The sequence below is a fragment of the Microbispora catharanthi genome (assembly GCF_006334915.2).
GTDB lineage: Bacteria > Actinomycetota > Actinomycetes > Streptosporangiales > Streptosporangiaceae > Microbispora > Microbispora catharanthi.
The window spans coordinates 187,893-207,785 of the sequence record NZ_VDMA02000014.1; the positions used below are offsets into that span (position 1 = coordinate 187,893).

At 71.4% G+C, this 19,893-nt stretch carries 17 protein-coding genes; 7 read left to right on the top strand and 10 right to left on the bottom strand.

What is annotated here, in order from left to right:
- The first annotated feature begins 54 nt into the window (after positions 1-54).
- On the top strand, positions 55-1,050 hold the full coding sequence (locus tag FH610_RS25490) for an NADP-dependent oxidoreductase (RefSeq protein ID WP_240809186.1): 996 nt from the start codon (positions 55-57) through the stop codon (positions 1,048-1,050).
- On the opposite strand, the gene FH610_RS25495 is transcribed toward FH610_RS25490, so the two are convergent.
- Positions 1,023-1,655, bottom strand: coding sequence for an acyl-CoA-like ligand-binding transcription factor (locus FH610_RS25495; RefSeq protein ID WP_139577344.1), 633 nt, complete (start codon positions 1,653-1,655; stop codon positions 1,023-1,025). The genes FH610_RS25490 and FH610_RS25495 overlap by 28 nt on opposite strands.
- The gene (locus FH610_RS42955; protein ID WP_205826050.1) at positions 1,633-2,238 is read right to left on the bottom strand and encodes an MFS transporter; all 606 of its coding nucleotides are present in this window, start codon (positions 2,236-2,238) and stop codon (positions 1,633-1,635) included. Before FH610_RS42955 ends, FH610_RS25495 begins: the two co-directional genes overlap by 23 nt.
- A gap of 97 nt (positions 2,239-2,335) precedes the next feature.
- On the opposite strand from FH610_RS42955, the gene FH610_RS25500 reads away from it, so the two are divergent.
- From FH610_RS25500 to FH610_RS25515, 4 genes are all read left to right on the top strand, one after another.
- A complete protein-coding gene (locus FH610_RS25500) occupies positions 2,336-2,854 on the top strand; it encodes a hypothetical protein (protein ID WP_139577345.1) in 519 nt (172 codons plus the stop codon).
- A 279-nt stretch (positions 2,855-3,133) separates the two neighbouring features.
- Positions 3,134-5,002 carry a phosphoenolpyruvate carboxykinase (GTP) gene (locus tag FH610_RS25505; RefSeq protein WP_420813736.1) on the top strand — a complete coding sequence of 623 codons (1,869 nt, stop codon included), beginning with the start codon at positions 3,134-3,136 and terminating at the stop codon, positions 5,000-5,002.
- A 318-nt stretch (positions 5,003-5,320) separates the two neighbouring features.
- Positions 5,321-6,076 (top strand): isoprenyl transferase, encoded by a 756-nt coding sequence (locus tag FH610_RS25510; protein WP_139577346.1) that lies wholly within the window; start codon positions 5,321-5,323, stop codon positions 6,074-6,076.
- Positions 6,077-6,322: 246 nt separating this feature from the next.
- On the top strand, positions 6,323-7,633 hold the full coding sequence (locus tag FH610_RS25515) for a PhoH family protein (RefSeq protein ID WP_139577347.1): 1,311 nt from the start codon (positions 6,323-6,325) through the stop codon (positions 7,631-7,633).
- Positions 7,634-7,643: 10 nt separating this feature from the next.
- Here FH610_RS25515 and FH610_RS25520 read toward each other — a convergent pair whose 3' ends face one another.
- The 3 genes from FH610_RS25520 to FH610_RS25530 are packed head-to-tail and all read right to left on the bottom strand — an operon-like array spanning position 7,644 to position 10,325.
- A complete protein-coding gene (locus tag FH610_RS25520) occupies positions 7,644-8,201 on the bottom strand; it encodes a hypothetical protein (RefSeq protein ID WP_139577348.1) in 558 nt (185 codons plus the stop codon).
- On the bottom strand, positions 8,198-9,643 hold the full coding sequence (locus FH610_RS25525; RefSeq protein ID WP_139577349.1) for a sensor histidine kinase: 1,446 nt from the start codon (positions 9,641-9,643) through the stop codon (positions 8,198-8,200). The genes FH610_RS25520 and FH610_RS25525 overlap by 4 nt, the downstream gene beginning before the upstream one ends.
- 7 nt (positions 9,644-9,650) lie before the next feature.
- A complete protein-coding gene (locus tag FH610_RS25530) occupies positions 9,651-10,325 on the bottom strand; it encodes a response regulator transcription factor (protein WP_079315655.1) in 675 nt (224 codons plus the stop codon).
- Positions 10,326-10,577: 252 nt separating this feature from the next.
- Here FH610_RS25530 and FH610_RS25535 point away from each other — a divergent pair, with 252 nt between their 5' ends.
- Positions 10,578-11,288, top strand: a complete 711-nt coding sequence (locus tag FH610_RS25535; RefSeq protein ID WP_139577350.1) for an aggregation-promoting factor C-terminal-like domain-containing protein — start codon at positions 10,578-10,580, stop codon at positions 11,286-11,288.
- Between the two features lie 102 nt (positions 11,289-11,390).
- Positions 11,391-13,352 carry a glycosyltransferase family 2 protein gene (locus tag FH610_RS25540; protein WP_139577351.1) on the top strand — a complete coding sequence of 654 codons (1,962 nt, stop codon included), beginning with the start codon at positions 11,391-11,393 and terminating at the stop codon, positions 13,350-13,352.
- Between the two features lie 38 nt (positions 13,353-13,390).
- Here the strand turns inward: FH610_RS25540 and FH610_RS25545 are convergent, their stop codons facing one another.
- The 5 genes from FH610_RS25545 to FH610_RS25565 form a co-directional block, all read right to left on the bottom strand.
- Positions 13,391-14,410, bottom strand: coding sequence for an alpha/beta fold hydrolase (locus FH610_RS25545; RefSeq protein WP_139577352.1), 1,020 nt, complete (start codon positions 14,408-14,410; stop codon positions 13,391-13,393).
- Positions 14,407-15,741: a 3-hydroxybutyrate oligomer hydrolase family protein gene (locus tag FH610_RS25550; RefSeq protein WP_139577353.1), complete on the bottom strand. Its 1,335-nt coding sequence runs from the start codon at positions 15,739-15,741 to the stop codon at positions 14,407-14,409. Before FH610_RS25550 ends, FH610_RS25545 begins: the two co-directional genes overlap by 4 nt.
- On the bottom strand, positions 15,741-17,078 hold the full coding sequence (locus FH610_RS25555) for an MFS transporter (RefSeq protein WP_139577354.1): 1,338 nt from the start codon (positions 17,076-17,078) through the stop codon (positions 15,741-15,743). The genes FH610_RS25550 and FH610_RS25555 overlap by 1 nt, the downstream gene beginning before the upstream one ends.
- 76 nt (positions 17,079-17,154) lie before the next feature.
- Positions 17,155-19,077: a helix-turn-helix domain-containing protein gene (locus tag FH610_RS25560; protein WP_139577355.1), complete on the bottom strand. Its 1,923-nt coding sequence runs from the start codon at positions 19,075-19,077 to the stop codon at positions 17,155-17,157.
- Positions 19,062-19,835, bottom strand: a complete 774-nt coding sequence (locus FH610_RS25565; protein ID WP_139577356.1) for a 3-hydroxybutyrate dehydrogenase — start codon at positions 19,833-19,835, stop codon at positions 19,062-19,064. The genes FH610_RS25560 and FH610_RS25565 overlap by 16 nt, the downstream gene beginning before the upstream one ends.
- Positions 19,836-19,893: the final 58 nt, after the last annotated feature.

Below are 19,893 nucleotides of genomic sequence, written 5' to 3' on the forward strand. Positions count from 1 at the left end.
GAGCGGCGCTCCGATTATTATCTGGAGCACCGCTCCGAATCAACAGGAGGATCGATGCCAACGATGAAGGCCGTCCGCATGCACAGGACCGGCGAGCCCGGCGTTCTGGCGGTCGAGGAGGTTCCCCGCCCCGAGCCGGGAATCGGGGACGTGCTCGTCCAGGTCCACGCGGCCGGGCTGAACCCGCCCGACTGGTACGCCCGCAAGGGCTTTTCGAACTTCCCGGAGGAACTGCGGCCCCCGCTTTCCCTGCCGTACACCCCGGGCTCGGACATCTCCGGCGTGGTCGCCGCCGTCGGCCACGGCGTCACCCAGTGGCGGGAGGGCGACGAGGTGTTCGGCCTCGTGCGCTTCCCCTCCGTGGAGCGCGGAGGAAGGGGATACGCCGAATACACCACCTCGCCCGCGTTGCAGCTGGCCCGCAAGCCGGCCGTCCTCGACCACGTGGAGGCGGCCGCCGTGCCGATGGCGGGGCTCACCGCCTACCAGTACGTCTTCGATCACATCAAGCTCGACGAGGGTCGCAGGGTGCTGGTCAACGGCGCCGCCGGCGGGGTCGGCCACTTCGCGGTGCAGCTCGCCAAGGTGCAGGGCGCGTACGTCATCGGGCTCGCCTCGGGGCGGCACGAGACGTTCCTGCGCGAGCTGGGCGTCGACGAGTTCCTCGACTACACGACCACCCGTGTGGAGGACGAGGTGCGGGACGTGGACGTGCTCATCGACACCGTCGGCGGGCCGGACGGGCACCGCTTTCTGCCGGTCCTGCGGCCCGGCGGCGTGATCAGCCCGGTCTTCCCTGGCGATTACCATCGGGAGCGCGCGGCCGAGCTGGGCATCACGTTCCGATCCGGCCAGGTCCACTCGGACGGACAGCAGATGGCCGAGCTGGGACGCCTGTTCGAAGAGGGCCGCCTGCGCGTCGGCATCGACTCGGTCTTCCCGCTCGCGGAGGCCGCGAAGGCCCACGAGCGGGCCGAGCGCGGGCACATCCAGGGGAAGATCGTCCTGCGGGTGGCGCCCGATCAGATCGGGAGCCCGGCCTCCAGGTAGCCGAGGGCCTCGTCGAGCAGCACGGGCAGCGGCGTCCTGCCGTCCTGTTCCACCCATGTGAAAATTGCCGTGAGCATGACCCCCATGACCGCGCCGACGAGCGTCCGTACGGCGGGGCTGCGGGGGTCGCGGCCCGCCCGCTCGGCCACCGCGGTCGCAAGCATGTCGATCGTGGCGAACAGTCCTTCCACGGTCCGCGCCCGCAGCGCGGGCACGGAGGTGGACAGCTTGGTCCGGGCGAGGACCTGATCGAGCTCCTCGGCCCCGATCGACTCGAAGGCGGTGCGGAACGCGGCGCGCAGCGCGGCCAGCGGGGGCAGGTCCGCCGGCTGGGCCTTGATCGCCTCCATGAGGATCGGGTCGTAGTCGTCCTGGGTGACCACGTCCTCCTTCGTGGGGAAGTAGCGGAAGAACGTGCTCGGGGAGACCTCCGCCGCCTCCGCGATCTGCTCGACCGTCGTGGCCTCATACCCCTGCTCGGCGAACAGTCGCAGGGCCTCCTCCTGGATGGTCCTGCGGGTCTTGGCCTTCTTGCGCTCGCGCAGGCTCGTGACAACGCGACCGGAGGGGTGCGGGGTCCGGTCAGCGCGCTGTGGTGAGCTCATGCCCCGATTCTGCCGTCTTTCCGTCCTCGGCCGTACTCCCCGGTAGGAAGACCGCCACCAGGACGGCGGCCAGCACCGACGCGGCGCCGCACACCAGCAGGACCAGGTCCATGCCGCTCAGGAACGCCTGCCTGGCGGCGTCCAGGAGCGCGGCGTTCCCCGTGCGCGCGGCCAGGGTCACCGCCGCCGTGATCGAGTCGCCCGCCGCCTCCGGGACGCCCTCCGGCAGTCCGGAGGCGTACGCCGCCGAGAGCACGCTGCCGAGGCCGGCCACGCCCAGTGCGCCGCCGACCTGACGTACGGTCTGCAGGGTCGCCGATCCCGAGCCCGACCGCTCCTCCGGCAGCGTGGCGAGCACGCCGTCCATGGCGGGAACCATGGCCAGGCCCACGCCCGCGCCGAGGACGGCCAGCCACGCCGCGACGAACCCGTACCCGGAGGACATCGAGGTCGTCGCGCCCAGACCGAAACCGGCGGCGAGCACGACCAGGCCCGTCGGCATCACCACGCGCAGGCCGAGGCGCGCCGTGAGCCGCTCTCCGGTCAGGCCGCCGAGCATGAGCCCGGCCACCATCGGGATCACCCGTACGCCGGTGCCGAAGGCATTTTGAAAGTAACTCTCAAAAAGTAGCAACTGTCAATCTCGGCCCGTCACTGCGCAGCGATGTAATGTTGATTACATGAATTCAGAAGAGCAGTTGAGTGCCTGGTTCGCCGGCCGATTGCCGGGAGACTGGTTCGCCGAGTCCCCCAAGGTCGTGGTGGACCGCGAGGAGATCAGCGTGCTGGGCACGCTTCCGCCGCTGTCGGCGGCCGAAGGGCTCCCCGACGTGGAGCGTGCGGCGGCGATGGAGGGGTACGTCGAGCGGTTCCGTGAGGAGACGCGCGAACGCAGGATCGACATCGCCAGGGAGGCCGAGCACCGCTTCCGCCGCAAGGTCTCCTGGGGCGTCGTCGTCGGTGACGAGACAGTGATGTTCACCACTCTTTCCGTCCCCGTCATGACCCGGCTGCGCCAGCCGGAACGGCAGGTCCTCGACACCCTGGTCGCCGCGGGTGTCGCGCGCAGCCGCAGCGACGCGCTGGCCTGGTGCGTCAGGCTCGTCGGCAGACACACCGACACGTGGCTCGCTGACCTGCGCGATGCCCTGCAGCACGTGGACCGGATCAGGGCGGAAGGCCCCGGCGGATTGGACTGAACCAATTCCCGCAGAGGTCTGGACCATTCGAATTGGCCTATACCAATGTGTAAGCCCGGCCAGGCGGGTAAGGGGGAGAAGGACGTTTTTTCGACAGGGCCAGAGTGGGTAAGGTCCCACAACATCACCGCTGCTGCCTGCGCTGATGCTGTCCGAGGCCGTGAAGTCGAGAATGGCGCCGATTTAACGGAGTGGAAACACGATGGTCTACTCCAATTGGATTCGGAAGCCATTTTCGCTGATGATGCTCTGGCCCTGGGAGATTAAGGAGCCGCCCCCGTGTCCATTTCAGTAGAGGTACCGACGCCCACCACTCACAGCGATCTGGCGGCCTGGGTGACGCAGATCGCGGAGCTGACCCAGCCGGACCGGATCGAATGGTGCGACGGCTCCGAGGCCGAATGGACGCGCCTGACCAACCTTCTGGTCGAGCAGGGCACCCTCAAGCGGCTGGTCAAGCGTCCCAACAGCTTCTACGCGGCCTCGGACCCGAGCGACGTCGCCCGCGTGGAGGACCGCACGTTCATCTGCTCCGAGCGTGAGGAGGACGCCGGGCCGACCAACAACTGGATCGCGCCCGACGAGATGCGCCGCACGTTCGCCACCCTGTTCAAGGGCTGCATGCGGGGCCGGACGATGTACGTCGTGCCGTTCTGCATGGGCCCCCTGGGCGGGACCATCTCGCAGCTCGGCGTCGAGATCACCGACTCGCCGTACGTCGTGGTGTCGATGCGGATCATGACCAGGATGGGAGAGGAGGCGCTGCGCCTCATCGAGGAGCGCGGAGCGGCGCGAAAGGCCCGGGAGAGCGAGGCACGCGCCAACGAGGGCCGCGGCAAGCGCGACCAAGAGCACAGCGACTTCGTCAAGGCGGTTCACTCGGTGGGCGCGCCGCTGGAGCCCGGCCAGGCCGACGTGCCGTGGCCGTGCAGCCAGACCAAGTACATCAGCCACTTCCCGGAGACCCGCGAGATCTGGTCGTACGGCTCGGGTTACGGCGGCAACGCGCTGCTGGGCAAGAAGTGCTACGCGCTGCGGATCGCCAGCACGATGGCCCGCGACGAGGGCTGGCTGGCCGAGCACATGCTGATCCTGAAGCTCACGCCGCCGCGGGGCGAGGCGCGGTACGTCGCCGCGGCCTTCCCGTCGGCGTGCGGTAAGACGAACCTCGCCATGCTCCAGCCCACGATCCCGGGCTGGAAGGTCGAGACGATCGGCGACGACATCGCCTGGATGCGCTTCGGCCCCGACGGCCGGCTGTACGCCATCAACCCGGAGGCCGGCTTCTTCGGCGTCGCGCCCGGGACCGGCCAGTCGACGAACGCCAACGCGATCGAGACACTGTGGGGCAACAGCATCTTCACGAACGTCGCGCTGACCGACGACGGGGACGTCTGGTGGGAAGGCCTCACGGACGAGCCGCCCGCGCACCTCACCGACTGGAAGGGCCGTGACTGGACGCCGGAGTCCGGCGAGCCCGCCGCCCACCCGAACGCCCGGTTCACCACTCCGGCCGAGCAGTGCCCGACGATCGCCCGCGAGTGGCAGGACCCGGCCGGGGTGCCGATCTCGGCCATCCTGTTCGGCGGCCGCAGGGCGACCGCGGTGCCGCTGGTGACCGAGTCGCTGAGCTGGCAGCACGGCGTCTTCCTGGGCGCCAACGTGGCCTCGGAGAAGACCGCGGCGGCCGAGGGCAAGGTCGGCGAGCTGCGCCGCGACCCGTTCGCGATGCTGCCGTTCTGCGGCTACAACATGGGCGACTACTTCGGGCACTGGCTCGAGGTCGGCAAGATGACCGACCCGGAGAAGCTGCCCAGGATCTACTACGTGAACTGGTTCCGCAAGGACGCGAACGGCCGCTTCCTGTGGCCGGGCTTCGGCGAGAACAGCCGGGTGCTCAAGTGGATCGTCGACCGGCTGAACGGCATGGCCGACGCCGTGCCCACGCCGATCGGCAACCTGCCGGCCTCGCTCGACACCGAGGGTCTCGACATCGCGCCCGAGGACATGGAGCTCCTGCTCAGCGTCGACCCCGAGGTGTGGCGCGAGGAGGCCGCGCTGATCCCGCCCCACTTCGAGACCTTCGGCGACCACATGCCGAAGGAGCTGTGGGACGAGTACCGCGCCCTGCTCCAGCGGCTCGGCTGAGTCCAGCGGCTCGCTGATCCACGCGTACGGCCCGCGCACCCGCTCCCTTCGGACGGAACTTTCCCCGTGAAGGCTTCGTCTACGGGACAGACGGGGCGCGGGCCGTCCGACCCGGGCGGTCGACACGCCGCTCGCCTCGCTGGGCGGGTCGAGGGCGGACGCGCGGGACTTCGTCTCCTGGCTGCGGGCACGTGGGCGTCTCTGACCGCGAAGCGGGTTACTCCGGCCGTGCCCAGGAAAGCCTGAGGAGGGCAGGGCATGCCGGTTCGCCCGCGATAATTGGTGATCGAGCCCCACCGTCGCGAGGAAGAGGGTCGCATGCGCGATCTCGTGTACAAGCTGTACGAGCGCAGGCTCGAACGGACGCTGTCCTCCGACCAGATTCCCCGCCACGTCGGCGTCATCGTGGACGGCAACCGCAGGTGGGCGCGGGCGATGGGCCTGCGGGACGTCAGCCGCGGTCACCAGAAGGGCGCCGACAAGATCTCCGAGCTGCTGGTGTGGTGCCGCGAGGCCGGGGTCGAGTACGTGACGCTGTGGCTGCTGTCCACCGACAACCTCGGGAGGGACAAGGACGAGCTGGGGCCGTTGCTGCAGGTGATCGAGAACCTCGTCCAGGATCTCGTGGACCAGGGCTGGCACCTCAACCCCATGGGCTCGCTCGACCTTCTGCCCGATCACACGGCTCGTGTCCTCAAACACGCAAAAGAAACCACATCGCATCGTCCAGGCCTGATTGTGAACGTTGCCGTTGGGTATGGAGGAAGGCGTGAGATCGCTGATGCGGTGCGCTCCCTCCTCCAGGAGCATGCCAGCAAGGGCGCGAGCATCGAGGACCTCGTCGAGGTCCTCGACGTCGAGCACATCGCGGAGCATCTCTACACGCGCGGCCTGCCCGATCCGGATCTCGTCATCCGGACCTCGGGAGAGCAGCGACTCTCCGGATTCCTGCTCTGGCAGAGCGCCCACTCCGAGTTCTACTTCTGCGAGGCCTACTGGCCCGACTTCCGCAGAGTCGACTTCCTGCGGGCGCTCCGCTCGTACGCCGCACGGCACCGTCGGTACGGCTCCTGAGACGGTACGTGACCAGCATCTTTTAGCCTGCGTAAACCTATTGGGCTGGGGAGATTCGTTACGTAACGTGGTAGCTGAGCGGCCGTCGAGGGGATCGGCGGCCACCACCTCGGGAGAGGGCCCGTCCTTGCGCGACCACCATGCGAGGAGGGCCGGAGCCCCGGTCTGCCTTCGCAGGTCACGGGCCCGGTCCGTTCACCACCAGTCAAGGCAGGGCGCCCACCTCAGGCGCCCGGGGGAGAACGCGTGGCAGTGTCCTCGAGCAACCCGTCCACATCCCGCACCTACGTTCTGGACACGTCCGTCCTGCTCGCCGACCCGGCGGCGATGAGCCGCTTCGCCGAGCACGAGGTCGTCGTCCCGATCGTCGTCATCACGGAACTGGAGGCCAAGCGCCACCACCCCGAGCTCGGCTACTTCGCCCGGGAGGCGCTGCGCTTCCTCGATGACCTCAGAGTGCGGTACGGACGGCTGGATGAGCCCATGCCGATCGGCGACGGGAACATCCGGGTCGAGCTGAACCATAGTGATCCGTCCTGCCTCCCGGCGGGCTTCCGCCTGGGCGACAACGACACCCGCATCCTCACCGTCGCGCAGAACCTCGCGGCGGAGGGCAAGGACGTGGTGCTGGTGTCGAAGGACCTTCCGATGCGGGTCAAGGCGGCGTCCATCGGCCTCAGCGCGGAGGAGTACCGCGCCGGCATGGTGGTCGAGTCCGGCTGGACCGGCATGGCGGAGCTCCAGGTCACCACGGAGGAGATGGACGCCCTCTTCGAGGCCGGCACGGCCGACATCGACGAGGCGCGCGAGCTGCCGTGCCACACCGGCCTGCGGCTGCTGTCGAGCCGCGGCTCCGCGCTCGGCCGCGTCCTGCCGGACAAGTCGGTACGTCTGGTGAGGGGCGACCGTGAGGTCTTCGGGCTGCACGGCCGGTCGGCGGAGCAGCGGATCGCGCTCGACCTGCTGATGGACCCCGACGTCGGCATCGTCTCGATGGGCGGTCGTGCCGGCACCGGCAAGTCCGCGCTGGCGCTGTGCGCGGGCCTGGAGGCGGTGCTGGAGCGCCGCCAGCACCGCAAGATCATCGTCTTCCGCCCCCTGTACGCCGTGGGCGGCCAGGAGCTCGGCTACCTGCCCGGCTCGGAGAACGACAAGATGGGCCCGTGGGCCCAGGCGGTCTACGACACGCTGGGCGCGGTGACGTCCCCCGAGGTGATCGAGGAGGTCATCGACCGGGGCATGCTGGAGGTCCTGCCGCTGACCCACATCCGCGGCCGTTCCCTCCACGACGCCTTCGTGATCGTGGACGAGGCGCAGTCGCTGGAGCGCGGCGTGCTGCTGACCGTGCTGTCCCGCATCGGGGCCAACTCGCGGGTCGTGCTCACCCACGACATCGCCCAGCGCGACAACCTGCGGGTGGGCCGGCACGACGGCGTCGTCGCCGTGGTGGAGAAGCTCAAGGGCCACCCGCTGTTCGCCCACATCACGCTGACCAGGTCCGAGCGGTCGCCGATCGCCGCCCTGGTGACCGAGATGCTGGAGAACATCACGCTCTGATCGGATCACGTCACGGGGGGAGATGGCCGTCCTTGGGGGCCAGATCCCAGAACTCCCGGCAGGTGTGGACCTTCAGGGGGCCGTTCCTGTCGGGAGTCGCGTGAGCGATCTCCACGGCCCAGATCTCCGGGCGCAGCCGCGCCGAACAGGTGATTTGGGCCATGGCGGTCCTGGTGATCTTCCAGCCGCTCACGAACAGCCGTACGCGCAGGCTGAGGGTGTTGTCGGGGTCGTTGCGGCTGCCCGCGTCCGGGGCGTACCTGACGAGCTGCACCTGGGCCAGCGTGAGCCCGGTCAGCGCGGTGGACAGCCGGTTCGACGTCCGCCCGCTGGCCGCGAACAGCGCGTCCAGCACGTCGTTGACGTGCGGCGAGCGCGCCGCGACCCGGGTGGGCCACAGCCGGCCGTCCCGCAGCAGGTAGATCGTGACGAGGGTGGGGGTGCCGCTGATGACCGGCGCAGGACCGGCGTCGACCACCCCGGTCGGCGCGACCCCGCAGGCCGCCGGCGCCATGAGCAGCCCCGCGAGCAGGGCCGCGGCCGCGCGTCTGATCCGTCTCCTGCTCATGGTTTCGGGATCCAGACGCGGAAGAGAGTGCCGGGGTCGCAGCGCTCGGCCGTGATCGAGCCGCCGTGCAGCTCGGCGTTGGCCTTGGCGATGGACAGGCCGAGACCGCTGCCCACGCTCCTGGCCCGGTCGGTGCCCGCCTTGTAGAAGCGGTCGAAGACGAGGGGGAGGACCTGCTCGGGGATGCCGCTCCCGTGGTCGCGCACGGTCACCTCGAGCGCTCCGTGATTCTCGCCGCCGACCGCCACCCGCGCGCTCACCACCACGGGGGGCGCGCCGTGGTTGAGCGCGTTGCCGACGAGGTTGGCCACGATCACGTCGAACCTCCGGGCGTCCAGGGAGAACGTGAGCCCGACGGGCACGGTGAGCTTCACCCGGTCGGCCCAGCCCCGCACCTCCAGGCAGTCGGCCAGCGTGTCGCCCACGTCGACGGTCTCCCGGCGGAGCGTGGCGGCGCCCGCGTCGAACCGGCTGATCTCGATGAGGTGCTCGACCAGCACCCGCAGCCTGTCGATCTCGCGGACGACGATCCGCACGGCCTCCCCGGCGTCGTCCGGCAGGTCCTCGGCGTCCTCCGACAGCATGTCCGTCACCGCGGTCATCGCGGTCAGCGGCGTGCGCAGCTCGTGGGAGACGTCGGCGACGAACCGCCGCGACATCGACTCCAGCGTCCGCAGCTCTGAGACGGTGTCCTCCAGTGCCGCCGCCGTCTCGTTGAACGTCGCGGTCAGCTCCGCCAGCTCGTCCCTGCCCCGCACGGGGAGGCGGACCTGCAGCTCACCGGCGCCGAGGGCGCGGGCGGCCGCGCCCAGCCGCCGTACGGGCAGCAGCACCCGCCGGGCCGACAGCAGGGCCAGGGTCAGCGCCAGGACGAGCGTGATGCCTCCGGCCTGCGCGAGGGCGGCCCTGAGGCGGGACAGCACGGCCTCCTCCTCCGACAGCGGCACGAAGACGTAGGCCGTCAGGCCCGTCGGGCGCAGCACGCCGTCGCGGGTGGCCCGCTGGATCTGCGTGGCGACGATCAGCCACGGATGGTCCCCGAACAGCACCCTCTGGTAGACCAGCCGCCGGGCCGCCTGCCAGCGGAGCTGGTCGGGCACGTCGGTCATGGTGAACCTGGCGCCGGTGTTGGAGCGCCGGTGGTCGCCGTAGGTCACGATGACGGTCCGGTCCGGGGCCTCGAGCGCCTGCACCACCCCGCCGAGGTCCTCGTCGGTGACGGTGGTGTCGCTCGGCCAGACCACGTCGCTCGCGCCGATCGGCAGCGTGATCCTGGACAGCGTCTCGCGCACGTCGGCGACGGCACCCCGCTCCGCGCGCTCCAGGAGCCCCCGGCGGACGATCTGGTATCCCAGGCCCGCCACCATGGCGGACGCGGTGACCGCCACCAGCAGGAAGGTGATCACCAGCCGGGCCCGCAGCCCGGTGGGCACCCAGGTCATGGCGGGGTCATGGCGGGCTGAAGCGGTACCCGAAGCCGCGCACGGTGTGGATGTAGACGGGGTCGGCGGGCACCGGCTCGATCTTGGCCCTGATGCGCTGCACGCACGCGTCGACCAGCCGCGAGTCCGCCACGTGCGTGTGGTCCCAGACGGCGCGCAGGAGGTAGCGGCGGTTGAGCACCTGACCGGGGTGGCGGACCAGTTCGAGCAGCAGGCGCAGCTCGGTCGGGGTGAGGTGGATCTCCTTGCCCGCGAGGCTCACCTTGAGGGCTCCGCGGTCGATCACGAGGTCGCCGAAGGTGAGGCGGTCGGGCGAGGCCGACTCGAGGCGGCGCAGAATGGCGCGGATGCGGGCGTCCAGGACCCGCGGCTCGACCGGCTTGACGACGTAGTCGTCCGCGCCCGCCTCCAGACCCACCACCACGTCGAGGTCGTCGCCCCTGGCCGTGAGCAGGATGATCGGCAGCGGATCGAGCCTGCGGATGCGGCGGCACACCTCGACCCCGTCGATGCCGGGCAGCATGACATCGAGGATCGCGATCTCGGGACGGCGGGAGCGTACGTGGTCGAGGGCCTCCTCGCCGGTGGCGTACGCGGTCACCGAGTGGCCCTGCCGGGTGAGCGCGAGCTCGAGTCCGGCACGGACCGAGGGGTCGTCTTCGACCAGGAGGATGCCTGCCACCCGGTCATTATGGTGCGGACCTCACCAATTCCCCTATTTGTCACAGTCCTGTGACCTCGCCCGCACGCCATCATCAAGAAGCGGGAGCAGGCTGGTGCCGGGCACCCATGCCTCTCCCTGTGGCGCAAAGTGTGATCAAAATCACATTATGGGGGAAAGTCCATGTGATCGGCGGTCGGGTCAAGACGTCACCAAACAGGTACCACGATTCGGTTGCGGAGCACCCCCCACCACAGGGCAAGCTCATAAGCCGTGAGCTCTGGTCAGCAGTTGAAGGATCGCCCCCGCGCCTCCCGGCCCCGGCGGGGAGCTGACGGCCGCTCCGGGTCGGGCCGGCTGACTCCCAAGCGGATCGCGATCCTCGGCGTCAGCGTGGCCGTGCTCGCGGGCGGGACGGCCTTCGTGGTCCGCACCTCGATCGAGCACGGCAACGCGCCCAAGCAGGTGCTGGGCCCGGACAGCTTCCTCGCCCTCGACCCGAACGCGCCCGACCCCGAGACCGACATCCTCAAGGAGCAGGCGGTCCAGGCGCTGCGCAAGGACAGGCTGCAAAGCACCCGCGACGACCGGAAGAAGGGTCTCGACCCGGTCGAGATCGCGCAGAAGGCCCCCGGCGGCGGTGGCTTCACCCCGGCCGACTTCCCGCCCGGCTCCACACCGGACCCCGGCAGCAACAAGGCGCTCGGCAAGCAGATGGCCGAGGCGCGCGGCTGGGGCGGCGAGTGGGGCTGCCTGGAGAAGCTGTGGGACAGGGAGAGCCACTGGAACGAGCGGGCCATGAACCGCTACAGCGGCGCCTACGGAATCCCCCAGGCGCTGCCCGGCAGCAAGATGGCGAGCGCGGGCTCCGACTGGCAGACCAACCCCGCCACCCAGATCAAGTGGGGTCTCGGCTACATCGCCGGCCGCTACAAGACGCCCTGCGGCGCCTGGGGGCACTCCCAGTCCACCGGCTGGTACTGAGCCTCTCCCAGGTCCGCCTGGTCCGCGAAACTCTGGTCAGGGTTTCTCGACCTTTCGGCAAGCCCGCGCGTACGGCGGGGGTCGCACTGCACCCTTGGCCTCATGGGTGTGAAGGTCAGCGTGGTTATGCCCGTGTCCAACCCCGGGCTGTCGAACGACGCCTTCGGCGCGTGTGTGCGCTCGGTGCTGGAGCAGTCGCTGCCGCCGGACGAGTACGAGGTCGTCTTCGCGGACGACGGGTCGACGGACGGGACCCGCAGGCGGCTCGACGCGATCGCCGAGCAGCGCGACAACGTGCGGGTCCTGCACCTCGACCACAGCGGCTCGCCCGCGCGCGGGCGCAACGTCGGCCTGTCGGTGGCCCGCGGCGAGTACGTCTACCTGCTCGGCCAGTACGACAGGCTTGAGCCGCACGCACTGGAGCGGATGTACGACAGGGCCGTGGAGACCGACGCCGACGTGCTGATCGGCAGGCTCGCCGACCAGGGGCCGCCGCCGGCCACATTCGCCCGCGACCGGGACCGGGCCGACGTGCTGCGCGACCACCTCCTCGCGCTGCCGACGGCGCACAAGCTGTTCAGCCGCGACTTCCTGGAGACCTGCCAGCTCCGCTTCGCCGACCGGCCGCTGTCCGAGCAGGCGTTCGTGACCAGGGCGTACCTCGCCGCGAAGGTGATCGCCGTGCTGGCCGACGAGATCTGCTGCCACCTGGGCCCGGCTTCCTCGGGGACGGCGGAGGAGGCGCCGGACGCCGAGGCGCTCTTCGACGGCCTGAACGCGATCTTCGATGTGGTGGACGCCTACACCGAGCCGGGCTCGCAGCGGGAGCGCATCCAGGCCCACTGGTATCGGACGCTCGGGCTGCGCCGTCTCGCGGGCGCGCGGTTCCTCGCCGCCGAGCCGGACGAGCGGATGGTCCTGTTCTCCTTCCTGCGCCGCTTCACCCTCGACCGCTTTCCCGCCTCGCTCGACGTCCACCTTCCCGCGCACCTGCGCGCCCGTACGGCGCTGCTGCGCCTGGACCGCCTCGACGCGCTGGTCGCGCTCGCCGAGGCGTCCCGGGGCACCAGGCTCAGCGCGGAGCTGCGGGAGCTGCGCTGGGACCAGGGCGTGCTGCTGCTCGACCTGAGCGTGGAGATCCTCCGGGCCGGGGGCGGCCCGCTGTGGCTGCGGCAGCGGGGCGACCGGCTGCTGTGGACTCCGCCCCCCGGGGTCGAGGGCCTGCTCGACGGCCTGCTCGACGACGAGGGCGCCGACGTGACCGACGCGGTGCGCAGGGCCCGTGTGGAGGTCTGCGTCCGCCACGTGGAGACCGGCGTGGTCCACTCCCTGCCGGTCACCTGCTCGGTGGGCCGCGCGGGCCTCGGGGACCAGGCGCGCGGCGGCCAGGTGCGCGTGTGGGTGAGCGGCCAGGCCCGCCTCGACGCCGGCGCGGCGGCCATCGGACGGCCGCTGCCCGCCGGGCTGTGGGAGGTCCACGTGCGCATGCGGGGCATCCATGCGGGCCGCACCCGGGTGGCCCGCCCCGCCCTGCCGATGAGCTGCGCGGGCGCGCTCGCCGGCGAGCCCAGGCGGCTCGTCGTGCCGTGCTGGTCCGAGCGTGGCGAGCTGGGCGTCTGCGTGGAGCCGAAGTCGTTCCCCGAGTCGATCGCACTGGTCTCGTCCCGGGCCACCGTGGCCAGGCAGGAGGGGCACGTCTTCGTGGTCGTGCCCGTGCCGTACGTGCCGCCGAGCGGCGGGCCGCCGGCCGAGCTGGTGCTGCGCGAGCAGGACGGGCGCGGGCGCAGCATGGTCGTGCCCGCGCTGGTCGAGCCGGGGATACCCGGCCGGGTGGCCGGGCAGCTCGTCGCGCGGGTGCCGGTGAGCCGGATCGGCGGGGACGAGTGCCTCGGCCCGGGGTCCTGGCGGCCCGCGCTCCGGGTCGACCAGAAGGACGTGGACCTGCTGTTCGGGCTGACGGTGCGCCGCGGCGGGCAGGTGCACGTGCTGCCCGCCGGGGCGTCGCCGCAGGCCCCCTCACTGCTGCGGCGCATCGCCGTCCGCGTCCTGCGCGAGCGCCGCTGAGATCGCGCGGGGCTGTCCGCGCGGGCCGTCCGCGCTGACTATCCGCGCAGGTGCGCGAGCAGCGCCGCGCGGAACTCCGCCGGCTTGTCGAGGTGCGGGCCGTGGCCGGCGCCCTCGACGACGACCTCCCGGTAGGCGCCGTAGCGGTCCAGCACGGCCCGCGTCTGGGTCACCATGGGCTGGGCGGGCGTGCCGTCCCACCCGGGCACGGCGCCGATCGCACCCAGGTGCGCCAGGTCGAACAGCGACGTGTCCGAGACGATCACGTCCTGGTCGCCCCTGATCCAGAGGATGGGCGGCTTCGGGTCGATCTCGTGCAGGTCGTCGATCCGGAAGTTGGTCGGCGCGATCGTGTTGAGCACGCCCCGCTTGCCGGGGGCCACGCCCGGCCAGGCGTCCGAGGGCAGGGAGTCGCCCGGGTAGTGGTCCTCGCCGATCCGGGTGGACAGCATCGACTCCACGAACGCGTCCTCCTCCTCGCCCAGGTCGGTTCCGGCGGCGACGTACGTGGCGCGCAGCACGGTCCGGGGCGAGACGGGGGAGTCGGCCGACCGGTCGCCCGCCCGGAGCGCCGCCACGAACTCGGGGTTGGCCGCGCCGCCGCCGGAGCCCACGCCGTCGGGGCTGGTGAGCACGCCGTCCGGGCCCGTGGTGCCGCCGAAGCCGTACGGCGAGACGGGGTTGACCAGCGTGGCGCTGCGGACCGCCTCGGGCCGGTCGCGCATGGCCTGCATGACGACCCCGCCGCCGAGGCTCCAGCCCACGAGGTGCGCGGGCCCGATCCGGTCGAGCAGCGCGAGCAGGTCGTCGGAGTAGTCGCGTACGCCCCGGCTCGCGTCCACCGGCTCGGGGTCGGAGTCGCCGAAGCCGCGCAGGTCGAGCGCGTACGGCCGGAACCCCTCCGCCGCGATCGCGGTCATCGTCGAGCACCAGAACGCGCTGGAGGAGACGTTGCCGTGCACGAACACCACCGGGTCGCCCGCCGAGTCCGGCACGGACAGGACGTTGAGAGTCAGACGGGGCGTGCTGACGCGCTCGGCGGATATGGGCAGGGTCATGGTGTTGCTCCCAGGGTGCAGGTGTTCTCGAGGTCGCCCGTGGCCGGGCGAGGCAGAGTGGCGTCCGGGGGCGGCGGCGTGCCCGTGCCGATCCACGCCTCCAGCGCGGTGAACGCGCTGCGGAAGCAGGGGAGCAGGGGCCGCAGGCGGTCGGGGAAGGCCGGGTAGAGGCTGTCGACGTGGTTGCCGCCCTCGACACGGTAGTAGCGCAGCAGCCGGTCGCGGTGCCGGTCGGCGATCATCTTGGCGTAGACGTCGGAATCCTCGCGGATCGGCAGCAGCGTGTCCAGGGTGCCGTGGACGATGACCAGCGGTCGCTTGATCTTCCCGGTGAGGCTCACCCGCGCGACCGCCTGCTTCACGGCCGCGGGCCTGGAGGCGTAGTCGTAGTCCGTGTCGCAGCCGGGCGTGCCGGAGGCGCAGAACGGCGTGCCCGCCTCGGCGTCGCCGTCATAGGTGGGGTCGAACTCCTCACGGTAGAGGCGCTGGGTGAGGTCCCAGTAGTACTGGTAGTGGAACGGCCACAGGAAGTCGGACTCGGGCGCGAAGCCCGCCGCCGCGACCCCGGCCGTGTCGCCCTTCGCGTACGCGCGCAGCGCGGGCGGCAGGAACGTCAGCAGGTTGGGTCCGTCGGCGGTGAAGAGCGTGCCCTCCCAGTCGACGCCGCCGTCGAACAGGTCGGGACGGTTCTCGATCTGCCAGCGGACCAGGTAGCCGCCGTTGGACTGACCGGCCGCGATCGTCGTGCGGGCCGGCCTGCCGTACCGCTGCCGGACGACGGCCTTGGCGGCGACCGCCAGCTCGCTGACCCGGCGGTTCCACTCGGCCACCGCGTCGCCGGGCCGTGCGCCGTCGCGGTAGAAGTAGACGCCGGTGTTGCCCTTGTCGGTCGCGGCGTACGCGTAACCCTTGGCCAGCGCCCAGTCGGAGATCGTGAAGTCGTTGGCGTACGTCTCCCGGTTGCCGGGCGACCCGGCGACGACCAGGCCGCCGTTCCAGCGCTGGGGCAGCCGGATGACGAACTGCGCGTCGTGGTTCCAGCCGTGGTTGGTGTTCCCGGTGGAGGTGTCGGGGAAGTAGCCGTCGACCTGCATGCCGGGCACGCCGCCGGGGTTGACGGCGCCGGGGGAGTTGAGGCCCGACCAGTCCGACTGGTCGGTGTGACCGGAGGCCGACGTGCCCTTCGTGGTGAGATCGTCGAGGCAGGCGATCACCTGCTTCTGCGCGCCCGGCACGGTCACCCCCGGGCAGGCGGCGGCCTCGGACGGGATGGCGGCGGCCAGGGGGAGGGTCAGCGCCAGGGCGGCCAGCATGACGGCACCGGCGCGCATCAGGCCTCCTTCACGATCGCGGCGGCCTGGGCGGCGCCCGAGGTCGGCTCGATGGCGGACAGGTCGCGGTCGCGGGTCTCTCTGGAGGCGATCACCGCGATCATCGTGAGGATCGCCGCCGCCACCACGTAGACGGAGATCGGCACGCTCGATCCGTACGCGTCGAGCAGGGCGACCGCGATCAGCGGGGCCACGCCCCCGGCCACGATCGAGGCGAGCTGGTAGCCGATCGACACGCCCGAGTAACGCATCCGGGTGGCGAACAGCTCGGAGAAGAACGCCGCCTGCGGGCCGTACATCGCGCCGTGGAGCAGCAGGCCGACCGTCACCGCCACGGTGACCAGGGCGAAGTTCTTGGTGTCGATCAGCGGGAAGAACGCGAAGGCCCACAGGCCGACGCCGACGGCGCCGAGAAGGTAGACGGGCCTGCGGCCGATCCGGTCCGACAGCGCGCCCCACAGCGGGATCGTGACGAAGTGGAACGCCGAGCCGATCAGCACGGCGTTGAGCACGGTGCCCTTGGGCAGGCCCGCCGCCGTCGTGCCGTACACGAGGACGAACGCGGTGATCACGTAGTAGGAGACGTTCTCCGCCATGCGGGCGCCCATCGCCACCAGGACGTCGCGCCAGTGATGGCGCAGCACGCCGACGATGGGAGCCTTCGGAGCGGGCTCCTGCCGCTCCAGCGCCTCCTGGAACACCGGCGACTCGGTGACCGTCAACCTGATCCACAGGCCGATCAGCACGAGCACGCCGGACAGCAGGAACGCGATCCGCCAGCCCCAGGCGAGGAAGGCGTCGTCGGGCTGCACCGCGGCCAGCAGCGCCAGCACCCCGGTGGCGATCAGGTTGCCGCCGGGAGCGCCGGCCTGCGGCCAGGACGCCCAGAAGCCGCGGTTGCGGGGGTCGCCGTGCTCGGAGACCAGCAGCACCGCGCCGCCCCACTCGCCGCCGAGGGCGAAACCCTGCACCAGGCGGAGCACGGTCAGCAGCAGGGGCGCGCCGGCGCCGAGCGCGGCGTACGTCGGCAGGCAGCCGATGAGGAACGTCGACCCGCCCATCATGAGCAGGCTGATGACCAGCAGCCGCTTACGGCCGAGCCGGTCGCCGTAGTGGCCGAAGACCAGCCCGCCGAGGGGCCGGGCGACGAAGCCGACGGCGTAGGTGAGGAACGCCAGCAGTGTGCCGGTCAGCTCGTTCTCGGTGGGGAAGAACAGCTTGTTGAATACCAGGGCGGCGGCCGAGCCGTACAGGAAGAAGTCGTACCACTCGATGGTGGTGCCGATCAGGCTGGCCCCGACGACCTTTCCGATCCGGGCAGGTGGGGTGTTTGCCATGGGAACTCCTCCGATGGGGGGTTCCGCCACGGTACGCAGTGACCGAGGTCACTCCTATGGGGCGTCGCCACACACCTCAGGCGTCCGGCATGTGGGTGCGCAGCCGGTGCAGCCGCAGGGCGAGCTGGATCTCCAGGGCGCGCTCGGGCTCCTGCCAGTCCTCGCCGAGCAGCTGCCCCACCCGGTCGAGCCGCTGGGTCACCGTGTTGACGTGGATGTGCAGGGCCTCGGCCGTACGCGACAGCGAGCCGCCCGTGCCGAAGTAGGCGTTCAGCGTCTTGACCAGGGCGGTTCCCCGGCGCGCGTCATAGTCGAGCACCGGCCCGAGCGCGCCGGACAGGAAGCCGGACACCTCGCGCCGCTCGCCCACGAGCAGGCCGACGAAGCCCAGCTCCTCGGCGCTCGCGCCGTCACCCGTACGGCCGAGGGCCACCAGCGCCCCCGCACAGCGAAGGGCCTCCTGGTAGGCGGACGCCACCGCCGTCACCGGCCCGGAGGCCGGCGCGGCCCCCGCCGTCGCCGGGCGGCCGAGCGAGGCGCTCAACTCGGCCGCGACACGCCGGGCCAGCGCGCCGGGCCGGTCGCCGGGCAGCAGCAGCACGACCTCGTCGCCCCGGGCGGTGGCCAGCCCGTGGGCCAGCGTCGCCTGCGACGACGCCCAGAAGGCGCCGCGCTCCCGCTGCCCGTCGTGCCGCGCCACGACCAGCACGTGCGGCACGTCGAGGTCGACACCGAGCCGTCGCGCCCGGTCGTCCAGCCCGCGCAGCTCGGGACGGGAGACCAGGTCGTCGAGCAGTTCACCGCGCACCCGTCCCTCCGCCTCGGCCACGCTGCGGCGGAACAACAGCAGCAGCGCGGTGACGATCGCGGCGCGCTCCAGGATCCGCTGGTCGGTGTCGGACACCGGGTGGTCGGTCCGCAGGACCAGCGTGCACAGCGGCGCCGCCCCGACGTCCACCGACGCGACGTACGCGTCGCCCCGCTTCACCGTGCGGCCCAGCGCCCGCGAGGACTGGGCGGCGTCGAAGACACCCGTGTCCAGGTCGCCGGACTCGCCCACGAGGGGGCGGCCCTCGTCGTCCAGCACGGTCAGGCGGCCGCCCAGCACCTCGGTGACGACCGCGGCGACGTCCTCGACCCCGCCGCCGCGCAACACGAGGCCGGTCATCCGGTCGTGCGCGTCGGCGGCCCGCTCGATCGACTCGCTGTGCGCCCTGATCAGCGTGTTCGCCTCGCTCAGCTCGGCCAGCGCGGCCCGGGTCTCCTGCAGCAGCCGGGCGGTGTCGATGGCCACGGCGGCGTGCGCCGCCAGCGAGCACAGCAGCGCCACCTCCTCCTGCACGAACGGCCTTGCGCTGCGGTTGGCCGCGAACAGCACGCCGATGACCTGCGTGCCGAGCCGCAGCGGCACCCCGAGGATCGCCACCAGGCCCTCCTCGTGGACGGCCACGTCGATCGTGCTCGTGTGCCGGAACCTGGGGTCGGCGAAGTAGTCCGCCGTGTTGTACGGCGTGCCGCTCTGCGCGACCAGCCCGCCCAGCCCGGCGCCCATGGGCAGCCGCAGCCGCCGGAAGCTGGCCGAGATCGACCCGTCGGTCACCCGCATGTAGGTGTCGCCGCGCTCGGGGTCGTTCAGCGTCATGTACGCGATGTCGGTCGCGAGCAGCTGCCTGGCCCGGTGCACGATGGCCTCGAGCACCGCGTCGAGGTCGCGCAGCCCGGCCAGGTCGCTGGCGGTGTCGAACAGCGCCGACAGCTCCGCCTCGCGCTTGGCCCGCCGGCGCAGCACGGCCCGCACCTGCAGCGCCGCGACCTTGGCCCGCTCCAGCTCCTCCAGCGTCGCGGAGTCGGCCCCGGCCGCCCTGGCCTGCAGGATCGGGCCCTCGAACTCGACCGCCGACGCCTCACGGGCGAGCAGGTCGAGGTAGGCGTACGCGCCGTCCGTGTTTCTGGGGGCCGTCGTGTTCTTGGGAGCCGGAGTGGTCAGCGCGCGCTCCATCCTCCGTCGATGGGGATCGAGACGCCGGTGACGAACGATCCCTGGGGGCCGCACAGGTAGGCGACCATGTCGGCCACCTCGTCCGGCTCGATCAGCCGCTTGATCGCCGCGGGGGCGAGCATGATCTGCTCCACCACCTCGTCCTCGCTGATCCCGTGGGTGCGCGCCTGGTCGGCGATCTGGTTCTCCACCAGCGGCGTCCGCACGTAGGCGGGATTGACGCAGTTGGAGGTCACGCCGTGCGGCGCCCCTTCGAGGGCGATCACCTTCGACAGGCCCTCCAGCGCGTGCTTGGCCGTCACGTAGGCCGCCTTGAACGGCGAGGCGCGCAGGCCGTGCACCGAGGAGATGTTGACGACGCGGCCCCAGCCGCGCTCGTACATCCCGGGCAGCACGTCCCGCACGAGCAGGAACGGCGCCTCGACCATCACCCGCATGATCTTGCTGAAGATCTCGGGCGGGAACTCCTCGATCGGGGCCACGTGCTGGAACCCCGCGTTGTTCACGACGATGTCGGCTCGGAGGTGGGTGGCCGGCGAGGGCGGGAGCTGACCCCGCCAGGCCACCAGGAACTCCGGATCGGACAGGTCGACGGCCACCGGCGTGCCGCCGATCTCGGCCGCCACCTTGCCCGCGGCCTCGGCGTTGATGTCGGCGACGACGACGTGCGCGCCCTCGGCGGCCAGGCGCCGGGCACACGCCCGTCCGATGCCGCTCCCCGCGCCGGTGACGAGGGCCGTACGCCCTTCAAGGCTCATGCTGCCTCACGATAGGAACCACGCTCTTCCGGGCACATGGCGGTCGGCGACATAGATG